Source organism: Leptospira terpstrae serovar Hualin str. LT 11-33 = ATCC 700639 (assembly GCF_000332495.1).
In the GTDB taxonomy this organism is placed as follows: domain Bacteria; phylum Spirochaetota; class Leptospiria; order Leptospirales; family Leptospiraceae; genus Leptospira_A; species Leptospira_A terpstrae.
The window spans coordinates 1-11,806 of record NZ_AOGW02000016.1 but is presented as its reverse complement, the minus strand read 5'-3'; the positions used below and the strand labels follow the sequence as shown (position 1 = coordinate 11,806).

Genomic DNA, 11,806 nt, shown 5'->3' with positions numbered 1-11,806 from the left:
AACTTATCAAATCGCACCCATGAGCCAAGAAACTGTCCTGTACCAAGAGTTAGAGAAACTCGATCTCAACGAGATCAAAAAAATCGCAAGCCTTTGGAACATCCAAAAGATCCCGGGAAAGGACAAAAAATCGACAATTTTGGGCCTCATGGAGACTTTCCAGAACGAGTTTTACCTAAAAGGGATCCTGGAAAAGTTCACCCCTTTACAAGTCAATATTCTAACATCCATTTTAAAGAACAAAGGGGTGATGACACTCGGAGAAATTTCGAGAAAGGTCAACATTCCACCTATCAACGTGGAGATGGAACTAAATGTTCTCCGCAAATACTATCTACTATACCAAAGAAAGAATCGCGAACGCCTAACTAACAATTTAGACAAATACCATACCTATGATGAATACTTAAGACTCATTAAGGTAGAAACAAATCCAAAGGGTGAGAAGTTTAAGTTCTCCATTGAGAAGGCTTTACACAAAGCAACTCTTGCGGAACTTCCTGAGGAATGGAAAGAAGCAGTTGGTGCTAAAAAAGGCGAACACATTGAAACATTCTTAAAGAATGCTCTCGATGCAGAATTCCTTCAAAAGCTAATCGATGAACTATCTGATTTTGACAAAGACGTTCTTCATCAGATTTATATTCATGGTGGTGTGATTGAAGCGGATACAATCCGTAACTATATTACTGTGAACCGAGGTAGGTTTGAACAAACTATTCCTCATCTAACATCTCTTTACCTTGTACGTGATTTATATTATGTAGAAGATAAATTCATTCGGGTCATTGTGATTCCGAAAGAAATTTTAGATCATTTGCAATTTTCCCCTATTTTACCTCCGGTAAAAAAAGGCACTCGAGTTCGTCAGGAAAAAATTTCTGCCAATGGCCTTGATTTTTTCTTAAACGTTAAAAAACTCATTTCTTATATTTCCCGTAAAGGTTTGAACCTTGCGAAATCAGGAAAAATCAAACAGGCAGATCATAAAAGAACGGAAACGGAACTTTTATCTCCTGATATTGAAATTTTCCCTGAAAAGAGCCAAGTTTACCAAATTGAGCTCATTCTTCCTATCTTGAAACTCTTGGGTTATGTAGATATCAAAGGTGAGAATGTAATTCTAGTTCAGGATACAGATGAATTTCTAAAGAAAGATATCTTTGAAATCATGAAACTTGTGATTCATGAAGTGAATGAAGCAAGGACTCGTCGTCTAAATCCTGCTGAAGTATTTACTGCTACTGAGGTTCCTTTCTACGAAAAAGGAATTTTAGACAAAACAGTAAAACTCATCATGGCACACGGAAAGATCAACACATCAGTTATCTTTTCTCATATCATTCGTGACCATTTGGTTTTTTCACCTACTTTCCAAATCAAAACTTACGAAGAAGATTTGGCTGATTTAAGAAAAGAAATCATTTCTGCTATTTTCTACTTACAACTGTTTGGCCTCATCGAAGTGGAATACCCGCAACGAAACTTAAGCCTTTCGGAACTGGGAGCTCATTACTTCAACCATGAAGCTCTCGTGACTGTCACAGAAAAAGGTGGAATCACCATTAACCCTGACTTCTCGATCATTGCATTCCCAGATCGAGTGTCTTTGCATGGAATTCATTTGTTAAAAGCATTCTGTGAGTTGAAAGACTACGACAGAGTTTATACTTTTTTACTTACGAAAGATAGTTTCCAATTGGGAATTCTCCTTGGGTACGACAAAGAAACTTTCATTCATTTCTTACGTGAATCCTCTAAAGCGGAACTCGCACAAAACTTACTCTTCTTACTCGATGATTGGGGAAATAATCTACCCATTGTGACTATTACAGAGGACTCGGTTCTACTTAGAACCAAAGACTCACAAGTGATGGAACTACTCCTCGGTCAGATCAAAGGGAAAAAGTTTGTATTGGAAGAAGTGAGCCCAACGGGAATCATTATTGAGAAATCCAAAGTGATGGAAGTGATTGCCATCTCAGAAAAATTAAATATGATCATCCGATTGAATCGGTAGTATGTAAAAACTCCCCATAAACGAAAAAGACCAACATGTGTTGGTCTTTTTTTTTAGAAACATGCCAAATCGAAAGAAATTGACTTATTTTTTTTCGCCGACCGTGAGTTCCGGATCAGTGACTTTGATTTTGTTTTTAAAATCCCATTTACGAAAGGGAGAGACTGCATCCAAACGTTCTTGGGTTACAAAAAACAATCTTTCTCCATATTTTACAAGACCACCCTTATAATAAGCATACTTCGTTTTGTGGTCTACCATTCCCACTTCCACGACCTTATTCCAATCTTCGCAGGTCTTTAAAGAAGGTACCTTTCGGAGATACAATTCCTTAATTGAGTTTTCTTTGACTGCATCGCGAAGTATTTTTTCCCATTCCATATTCGAATAGCCTTTCTTTCCTTACCTAAATTTCAATTTCATTTTTCATTTTATGAGGGAGTATCCGACGTGGACTACGGAAAAAAACAAAAAATAGAAGAAAAACGGCCATGATTCGCCAAGGACTCGGACCAATTTGGATATAAGGAGTTGTTCTTTCCTTTAATACTGTCGGCAAATCCAAATACCCAATGGCTTTTTGGAATGTTTGTAATTCACCCATCATCTCTCGTCCCCAGGGATCATAAGCAGTTGTGAGGCCTGTCACTGCTACTCGCACAACAGGCCTTCCAGATTCTATGGAGCGAAGCCTTCCCGCCCCTGCATGTTGTTGTGTTTCCGTAAGACTTTCAAACCAAGAATCGTTAGTGAGATTGAGAATGAATTCCGAGGGGGAATGAACCATCATTTTACGAATTAATTCAGGATACATTACTTCATAACACACGAGCGGACTAAATGTAACTATTTCGCCCGTTTTGGTTTGAAACCCTAAAGCGTCTGTTAGTTTTCCGGGAACATGGTGACTTGTCTCCGGTAATAAAATTCGGAGCCAGGGAATTTGTTTTTCTCCTGGTAAATACTCTCCAAAAGGAAGTAAGACTTGTTTGTATCTCCGTTCTGAAACCATGGAGATAGGATGCAGTAGGGTGAGGGAGTTTCTCGATCCTTGGTCTGAGACCAGTTCATTAAATACAAGGGGTGCATTATTGAATCGGACAAGACTCTCCGTGACATCCACAAAACTTTTGCTATATGTTGATTCGGTATCCTTGGAATCAAGGGTTCCCAGAAATGGAATGGCGGACTCTGGCATCACGAGTAAATCAATTGGTTTTGGAGAATTACGAATGGCCTCCAAACCAATATCATAGACTGATTGAATGGTTTTTGTCATCCAGGCATGGTTTTCCTGAACTTCTCTTTTCGCATATTCTGTGTTTGGTTGTAGTAATGCGAGATGGAGAGTTGGGCCTTGGGGGATGGTTTCTGAAAGAAAGTATAAATTGAGTGAGAAAAAACAAAAAATTGGGAAAAGGTATAGGCTATAAGTTCGAATACCTTTATCGGATTTTAGAATCATCAAATAGATAAGGGATGTAGAAATAACGGAGACAAATCCCAGGACCTCAGTTCCTAACCTTGCCATCTGTCGCCATAGTATATTGTTCCGAAATAAATCTCCCCAATACACAGGAAAGATCATGGGACAAATCCAATCAGAGATTAAGAAAAGAGAAGGGATGACAAATAATAAAAAATGTGAGTCCTTGATGTTGCGAAATTTTGTGAGATAAACTGACCCAAAAAAAATGATTCCCACTTTATAAAAGGAAACGAGTGCATACACTAAAAATAGGAGAGAGGAAATGACAACTCCCTGCCCGGAAATATTACGAATCGCATTCCAAATCCAATAGAAACTAGTGAGAGTCACAAAACTAGAAAAAAGAAAAGTCGCAAGCAGTGTTTTTTTCCCACTGGATACAATTGTGAGTTGTTTGGTGAAATAAAGAATTAGGAAAATACAAACAAACCCTGCAGAGGCAAATCCGAAGGGTTCGAGTGCCAGGGCAAAAAATATCGCAGCTGGTAGGAGTAAAAGAAGAGGGTATTTAATTTCCGGAATTTTTGAGTGTTTTCTCATATTCCATTCTTCTTGAATATTCCTCTGCCAATTCCTTAGAACCTAAGGTTTGCACTCTAAGCTCCATTAATTTTTTTTCACGCTCCGATTCTGAAAGATTAGGATAAGCTTTTAGAAGGTTTTTTTCTTCCACTTGTAATTTCGAAATTTTTTCCTCCTCCTCTTTCATTTCTTTTAAAACCTTTTCCATCCGGTCGTTTCCATCTTTACCAAAGTAACGAATCCGAACTTCTTTTTCTTTTGTCTCTCGTTCGGTTCCAGATAACTTAGAAAGTTCATTTTGTCTGAGATCCATTTCAGTTTCAAATTTATCAAACTTAGGTTCTCTTGCTGCCACTGCGTTATAGAAAGTTCCAAAGGATTTTTTGCGATAGTCTTCATACAAACGAATTCTTTCGTCTGCCTTTAGATTTTTGGTTTCATCCAGGAAATTTTTTCTATTAAAACTAAAATCAGCTGTGGCTTCTTCTAAGCCGAAGATGAGTTCTGCATCTTCTTTAGCAAAATACTTCCTTCTCAGTTGTTTGATTTGTTCATATCTTTCTTGGTTTGTGTATGATTTACTTGTTGGATCTAATTGAACCATTGCTTCTTCGTACTTTAAATAATTGGATAACATACCAATCAATCGTTTGGCGTCTTCTCCACTGTATTCATTTTGGATAAATGCTTTAATGTATTCATGGCATTGTTCCCTTGTGCTTCCTTCAGGACATTGCCTACGTAAGTTCCAAAGTTCAGAGACTAAATTTAGTTCTCCTGATTTTGCACGAGAGAGGATATCCTCAAATCGTAAAAACTGTCCATCCGCAGTAAAGATGGTCTTTGCTGATTCTAAATAAAAAGGGTCTACAGAAAATCCATCGCTTTGGGTGCGAAAGTAAGATTCTGCTTTATCATTCGGATTTTCATCATTTGTGGATTCCATTGTGTTGGGACTAAAGGTGCGAAAGATAATGTAAACAAGGAGTAAAGCTCCAATGCCGTAACTAAGGTAACGTAAATTTTTAACATTCATGGGAGATGGTATTGTAGTAAAAGGTGGATGGAAAGTTCTGCAAACAAAAAAACCCAAGCAAACGCTTGGGTTTTCGAAAAATCATCGGATCTATTTACTGATTGGCCTTCATGTTGGAAGCAATGTTTAGATAGTAACCTTCTACATCATACCAGAGACTTCCAGATCGAAGAGTGTTGGAAGCCTGCAAATGGTCTACACCAGTAGTGAAGATTCCATAAGATGGTCCACCTTTCCAAGTTCCCCATTTTTGAGAAGAAAGCGGAACGAGTCCGTCGTTAGTAGCACCTTGGCCTTGGAAAAGTCCACCAGCGGCACAAGCAGGGTGAAGGATTCCCATCAGCGGGTGTTGGATGAGGTCAGGAAGAGTGATGTAAGATCCGTAAGAGAAATACTTCACACCAGTTTTGTTTGGAGTGTAGGCGTTGAAAGAACTAAGTCCTTCTTTGGTTAAAGAAGACAATGCTGCCAAAGCGTTTTGTTGGTTGGTTCCACCGTAAACTACTTTGACAAGAGTTTCAACAATGCTTGCCACAAATGGTTGGATCCAACCTGGAAGCACAGTTTTAATGATATCTGCAATGGGAGATCCGTAGTGTGGAGTATTGAGAGTTGTGAGGGATGCCGTACGTCCTGAAAGTCCAAGGTTTGAAACCATATAACGACTATCGAGTCCACCTTGGGAGTGGCCAAGGATATGGAATTTCCCTGTGTAGTTTGTGGCAGCAGCATAAGTCAGGATGGCTGCTTTCAATTCCCCAGCACGGACTTCATTGGAGTTTGCTGCCGTTTTACCTGGAGCAAATACGGTAGCACCTTGGCTTCTAAGGTAATCGTCTGTTCCACCCCAGTAATTTACAATGCTAATGATTCCACCGGAGTTTTCGCCCCAGCCGAAAAGGCCATGAGAAAGGATGATAGGGTAAGTACCGGCAAGTGGTTTTGAAGAAGAACCGGAACTAGCGAGAACGGGGCTTGCTAAAGCAACTGTGATAAAAATGGCTAAAAGACCTTTTCGGATCATAAATATTTCACCTCTGAATTTTCTAAGATAAAACTGTGTCAATCTGCCTTATTTGGGGCAAGGATATTTTCGTAGTCATTTTGAAAAAAAGCCTGGTTTTTTGTAATAATTGAACATGTTCAGTTATTACTTGCGCTTCCGGAATTTGCAGTTTATCTTAAATTAATTTTAGTTTTATTCTATATGCCAAACTCAGTTCCTAAAAAAATATCTAACCAAACATTGACTAAACGAGAAGCCACTAAGGAGAGAATCTATAATTCTGCGATTTCTTTGTTTCGAAAAGAAGGGTATGAACCTGCTACTATGCGTCGGATCGCTAGAGAAGCTCGAGTTTCGCTTGGGTTAACTTATTATCACTTCAAAACAAAAGAAGAGATTGTCTTACATTTTTATCGAGAGTCACAAATTGATGTCAAACAACTGTCCACCCAGTTCTTCAAAACCACAAAGGATTTTAAAGCCAGACTTAAATTCATAATCCTAACCCAATTAGAAAGTTTTTCTGATTATAAAATCTTTTTGCAAGTGTTAGCAAGGCATGCAGGAGACCCAAGCCATTCCCTTTCTCCTTTTAGTCCAGAGACTATCCTTATACGAGAGGAAGCAGTGGGTATCATTCGTGATGCCTTAGAAACATCGAGTTTAAAAATCAGAGATGACCTTGCTGTGATATTACCTGAATTACTTTGGATGGAACAAATGGGCCTTGTTTACTTTTGGTTGTCTGATTCTTCCAAGTCATACATCAATACAAAACTATTAATGAATGATTCATTAGAGTTGATATTTAAACTCATTAAACTTTCAAATTTTCCATTGTTTAAAAATGTAATGGGTCCTATCTTTCGGATGTTTCGATTAGTGAAAGGAAATCCTATCGCAAAAAAAATTGCGAAAGCATAAGAATCTTTAATTTTGTTTTTTTGCGATTCTCTTTATAGAGAAATCATTCTTTTGGTAGGAAGGTTCTATAAAATTCTTTTGCGGTAACGAATATAAAACCTTTCAAAGGAAGATTTGTCCCAGAAGCGAACTGCCTCTTCATTTTGTAAAATGGCTCTTAGTTCGATGGCAGGGATGGACTTTTCTTTGCACCATTGGTCTACGTCTTCCAAAAGTGAAGTCATATATCCTTTTTTCTTTTTGCCGAGTTTGGTCACGGCAAGGTCAATAAATAGGCTTCTTTCTTCTTCTAAATGGGGTTTTTCTTCGACTCGGCCAATGAGTAAGGATACAAGTTCCGTTTCCTCAAAGGAACCACGCATATAAACTTTCCCTGTGCCTATCAGTTTGAAGTAAATGTCGGTGAATTTAGTTGCGGCCCTTGGACGGATGCGAAACAAACCATCTAACTCGAGTTCGTTTACTTTTCGGTAAAACTGGTTTACGAGTTCGATGGTTTGGTTTCTGTCAGATTCGTTTAAGTCTCTAATCACCTAAACCATTCGATTGATCAGGTAAGTTTTTAATTCTGTCACAGGAATTCTCTCTTGTTTCATAGAATCTCTTTCTCTGACGGTGACAGTTCCATCACTCATCGTATCGTAGTCCACTGTGATACAATAAGGAGTTCCGATTTCGTCATGACGACGGTAACGTTTTCCAATCGCACCACTGTCATCATAATCCACATACCAATGGTTGCGAAGCTCAGAATAAATTTCTTTGGCCTTAAGATCGAGTCCGTCTTTTTTCATGAGTGGAAAAATAGCCACTTTCATCGGGCTCACTCTTTTTCCAAAACGAAGGACAGTGCGAATTTCATCTTTTTCTAACTTTTCTTCTTCGTAAGCATCACAAAGAACCGCAAGGAAAAGTCGATTTAAGCCCAGTGCGGGTTCAACAACATAAGGAAGGTATTTTTTCTTTGCATCCAAATCATGGTATTTCAAATCTTCGGAAGAAAAGGTTTCATGTTGGGTGAGGTCATAATCGGTCCGAGAAGCAACACCCCAGAGTTCTCCCCAACCAAAGGGATATTTGTATTCAATATCACTTGTAGAATCACTGTAAAAAGAAAGTTCTTCTTTGGCGTGTTCTCTCACTCGTAGGTTTTCTTTTTTTAGTCCCACTACATTCACAAGCCAGTCCATGCAGTAGTTTACCCAGTAGGTGAACCATTCTTTTTGAGTTCCAGGTTCACAGAAAAACTCCATCTCCATTTGTTCGAATTCTCGAGTCCGAAAGATAAATTGGCGAGCCATGATTTCGTTTCGAAAGGACTTTCCAATTTGTGCAATTCCAAAGGGAACTTTTTTCCGAGCAATTTGGGTTACGTTTTTAAAATTGATAAAGATCCCTTGTGCGGTTTCTGGACGAAGGTAAATGTCAGTGGCTCCTTCTTCGGAAGCACCGTGGGAGGTTTTGAACATTAAATTGAACTGGCGGGCATCGGTAAAACTTCCCACCGTTCCGCAAGTTGGGCAGGCGTAAGCTTTGTCTCTTATGGTATTTGTCAGTTCTTCTAAACTTTTTCCGGTGGCGGCACCTTCCCCTTCCTTATCTTCTAAAAACTTATCCACGCGTACTCGTGTTTTGCATTTTTTGCAGTCCATCAGCGGGTCATTGAAGTTGGAAATATGGCCAGAGGCTTCCCAAACGCGAGGGTGGAGGAGGATGGAGGAATCAAGCCCCAAAACATCGTCCCTTCTGTGCACAAAGTATTCCCACCAAAGTCGTTTTAGGTTGTTTAATACTTCGATTCCGTTCGGTCCATAGTCAAATGTGTTGGAGAGGCCTCCGTAAATTTCGGATCCTGGGAAAACAAAGCCTCTTCGTTTGGAGACTGCAACTATGGGTTTGAGCGACTGCTCTTCTTTCTCTTTCGGCTGTGCCATATCCGCCAAATTTTTTGTTTTCCATGAAAATTCAAAGTATTTTCCTTGAGATAAGACTAAAGAATGGATTCGGCAAACGTAAAAACACTCTCTCCCTGGGCTAAAAAATCCTTAACCTTCTTCCTTTGGATGTCCCCCTTGTTTTCTTTGGGACCATTTCTGGCATTTGGAATCCTATTCGCTTTCCCTGGGGAATTCAGGTTACGCCTTCGTGCCTTAGCAGTCATTGCAGTTTATATCCTTTCTTGGATTGTATTCTATCCAGTGGAACTTCTTCACAGGTCCGGCTTGGAATGGGAAGGAGTGATCAACGAATTCCTTGCAAAAGATTCTAGAAGCCTTCAGTTGAAGTTTGGATTTGTAGTTCTTTGTTTTTTATTACTCATATCAAACTACTTCCATAGTAGAAGTCGTAACCAGAAAAGAGAGACAGTTCGAAAAACAAAACTACAAACAGAAAATCCACATTCCACAATTCGAACTGAGATGCGAATCCGTGATGCAAAATTTGATACACTCCTCCTTGTATTATTCCTTGCTCTTCTTCTTAATTTCGGATTTCAATATTTCTCCGAAAAATTACATCCCAATAAATCTCTTTCGCCACTGGCACCACTTGTGGACGTTTACCAATTTGTATTTAATTATTCTATTTCTCTTTGTATTTTACTTTTTAGTTTTAATAGAAACAAAATCCCATCTCTGATTGCAAAACCTTACCTAAGTTATATGGAAGGAATTCGAATTCGAGAAAGATGGAAGGCTGCCGTTGTTTCAGAGAGTCACTTCCCGTTTCGTTTGGAACTAGTCGTAAAAGAAAAAGCCAAATTTAGAGATCGGATCCTACCAGGATTTGGACATGTCTATGTTTATGAGTATTGGCGTGGATTCCCTATTTTATTTTTAACCCTTCTTTTGTTTTTGTTTTCTGCAGTCTGGGTTTTCTCTTACTTAAGTCCCATATTTGGAATTCAATTTTTGGCAGGGTTTGGATTAAAACCCGGAGTTCCTGATAAAGATTTTTTTATTTCGGCACAAAACGTAGCTTATGCGGGATTTTCAGTTTTGGCACTAATCGGAATTTATTTTTACTCTTCTTACTTACTCGAAAAATCATTTAGTTTGGAAAACTTAGGCGTTAAGGAAGATAAAATTGGGGAGTCAGAACCATTTTTCAAACCAGGTTTACGCAAAGGTTTTCGGAACGTACTTCCACTCTCTTTACTCTTTCATTTGATCTTGATTTCTCTAGTTTTTCTGATTCCTATCACTCTCCAAAGGAATAAAAAGAAAGACCAGTCTTCTCAAAAAAATGAACATTACCGGCCAGAAAAAATGGAATTCTATTTTATTGATCCCAATGTCCCCGACGATACCAAAGGACTCAACGGGGGAATTGTTACTGGAAATGAAACAGAAAACAAAGAGAAAGGGGAAAAAATCTCCAACGAGAAAGTCGCAGACAATGGCCCGGTCAAAGGTTATATCAAAAAAATTCGCGGGAAAAAAGTTCCACCAACTTACTCTAATTATATCTCAGCTAAGATGCGTATTCCCGAAAGTTATATGGACTACTGGGCAAAAGCCCCGCATCCATATTCTTCTGTAGTTGCCTACACGATCACTCAAGATGGGGATGTGATTGATGTAGAACTTGTGGAAGCCTCTGATTACCCAGACCAAGATTTACGGACCTTACAACTTGTGGAGAGTTTGGGTCCACTGATGCCACCGCCGGGAACCAAAAATGACATTCGAGTGACTGAGTTATTCTGGAATGGTCCGATTGACCCTGAATTTGTTCCCACCCCCTTACAAAAAGAAATGATCAACTTATTTGACGGCCGTTATATGGAAGAGTTATCAGAATGAAAGAAGTTGGTTCTATTGATTATTTGATTGGATCGCTTACGGTTCTTCCTTGGGCCATCGTCATATGGAAAGCATACAAACCTAAGAAAGGTTGGCAGGAAGTATTAGGAATTCTTTTGGCATTGTTTTTTGGTTGGTTGTCCACAGATCTCATCCTTAGACTCCATCCTATCCTTTGGCCAGAAACTGATTTTATGCCAAAGAAAAAAATAAGTCTTCTTTCTCAAACAGCCCATCTGGCTTTCATACAAGCAGGGATCACCGAAGAAACATTCAAAATCTTTTTTATTATGATTTTGTCTTTTGTGTTGGGTTATGATAAAAAAACTAAAACCTTTTCTCCTAATGTAGTATTGTTTGGATCTTTTGTAGCGATGGGGTTTTCTTTTATCGAAAACACACATTATATTGCAAGAGAACCGGACGAAAAAAAGTTAGATCTATTTTTTGCTCGGACAGTTCATTCTTCTAACATCCATTTGCTTATCAATCTTTGTTTTTCAATGTTTTTACTAAAGAGTAACACGAAAATGGATTCTGCGAGCAAAAGGTTATACATTGGTTTTGGATTTGTGTTAGCAGTCATGCAACACGGGGTAGTTGATTTTCTTTTGATACCCGGTTCCACCATTGGACTTTGGATTGCCACATCCCTATTTGTAGGAATTTGGGTTTGGGTAGTGAATGATTGGCGTGAGTTAGTAGATATAAAAAAAGATTTTTTGATCACTATCAATAAGTCTGCGGTCGTTGAATGAAATATATAACGCTGATTGCAATTAGTTTATTATTTGTATTCTCAATTCATTCCAGTAATATGAATTTAACAAAAGAAGGAACAATTCGTTGTTCCCGTTTCCATACTGGTGTTTTTGAAAGAAAAAATTGTTTGGACAGGTCCTTGTTCTTACCAGGTAACATTACTCGAAACAAATGATCCTGAAATGATTGATTACATAGGAAATTCAATTAAAGTAAAGTGTGCGTAAATTAGTGTGTGCGT

At 38.6% G+C, this 11,806-nt stretch carries 10 protein-coding genes; 4 read left to right on the top strand and 6 right to left on the bottom strand.

Translation table 11 applies throughout. The features are described 5' to 3' along the window. Positions 1-19: 19 nt before the first annotated feature. Positions 20-2,020 carry a hypothetical protein gene (locus LEP1GSC203_RS15370; RefSeq protein WP_002975144.1) on the top strand — a complete coding sequence of 667 codons (2,001 nt, stop codon included), beginning with the start codon at positions 20-22 and terminating at the stop codon, positions 2,018-2,020. A gap of 84 nt (positions 2,021-2,104) precedes the next feature. Here the strand turns inward: LEP1GSC203_RS15370 and LEP1GSC203_RS15365 are convergent, their stop codons facing one another. The 4 genes from LEP1GSC203_RS15365 to LEP1GSC203_RS15350 all read right to left on the bottom strand — a co-directional run bounded on the left by LEP1GSC203_RS15365 (position 2,105) and on the right by LEP1GSC203_RS15350 (position 6,091). Continuing rightward, positions 2,105-2,401 (bottom strand): hypothetical protein, encoded by a 297-nt coding sequence (locus LEP1GSC203_RS15365; protein ID WP_002975054.1) that lies wholly within the window; start codon positions 2,399-2,401, stop codon positions 2,105-2,107. 25 nt (positions 2,402-2,426) lie between these two features. Next, positions 2,427-4,049, bottom strand: a complete 1,623-nt coding sequence (lnt, locus tag LEP1GSC203_RS15360; RefSeq protein WP_002975169.1) for an apolipoprotein N-acyltransferase — start codon at positions 4,047-4,049, stop codon at positions 2,427-2,429. Continuing rightward, positions 4,018-5,067: a lipase secretion chaperone gene (locus tag LEP1GSC203_RS15355; protein ID WP_002975069.1), complete on the bottom strand. Its 1,050-nt coding sequence runs from the start codon at positions 5,065-5,067 to the stop codon at positions 4,018-4,020. The genes lnt and LEP1GSC203_RS15355 overlap by 32 nt, the downstream gene beginning before the upstream one ends. 94 nt (positions 5,068-5,161) lie before the next feature. Beyond that, a complete protein-coding gene (locus LEP1GSC203_RS15350; protein WP_002975088.1) occupies positions 5,162-6,091 on the bottom strand; it encodes an esterase/lipase family protein in 930 nt (309 codons plus the stop codon). A 183-nt stretch (positions 6,092-6,274) separates the two neighbouring features. Between LEP1GSC203_RS15350 and LEP1GSC203_RS15345 the strand changes: the two genes are divergently transcribed. Continuing rightward, positions 6,275-6,997: a TetR/AcrR family transcriptional regulator gene (locus LEP1GSC203_RS15345; RefSeq protein ID WP_002975093.1), complete on the top strand. Its 723-nt coding sequence runs from the start codon at positions 6,275-6,277 to the stop codon at positions 6,995-6,997. A 65-nt stretch (positions 6,998-7,062) separates the two neighbouring features. On the opposite strand, the gene LEP1GSC203_RS15340 is transcribed toward LEP1GSC203_RS15345, so the two are convergent. Both LEP1GSC203_RS15340 and LEP1GSC203_RS15335 read right to left on the bottom strand, forming a co-directional pair. Next, positions 7,063-7,530: a GNAT family N-acetyltransferase gene (locus LEP1GSC203_RS15340; RefSeq protein ID WP_002974997.1), complete on the bottom strand. Its 468-nt coding sequence runs from the start codon at positions 7,528-7,530 to the stop codon at positions 7,063-7,065. Further along, positions 7,531-8,931: a glycine--tRNA ligase gene (locus LEP1GSC203_RS15335; RefSeq protein ID WP_039938197.1), complete on the bottom strand. Its 1,401-nt coding sequence runs from the start codon at positions 8,929-8,931 to the stop codon at positions 7,531-7,533. It lies immediately after the preceding gene. Between the two features lie 63 nt (positions 8,932-8,994). On the opposite strand from LEP1GSC203_RS15335, the gene LEP1GSC203_RS15330 reads away from it, so the two are divergent. Both LEP1GSC203_RS15330 and LEP1GSC203_RS15325 read left to right on the top strand, forming a co-directional pair. Further along, positions 8,995-10,803 (top strand): energy transducer TonB family protein, encoded by a 1,809-nt coding sequence (locus LEP1GSC203_RS15330; RefSeq protein ID WP_002974988.1) that lies wholly within the window; start codon positions 8,995-8,997, stop codon positions 10,801-10,803. Then, positions 10,800-11,561: a PrsW family glutamic-type intramembrane protease gene (locus tag LEP1GSC203_RS15325; protein WP_002975099.1), complete on the top strand. Its 762-nt coding sequence runs from the start codon at positions 10,800-10,802 to the stop codon at positions 11,559-11,561. The genes LEP1GSC203_RS15330 and LEP1GSC203_RS15325 overlap by 4 nt, the downstream gene beginning before the upstream one ends. The last annotated feature ends 245 nt before the right edge of the window (positions 11,562-11,806 follow it).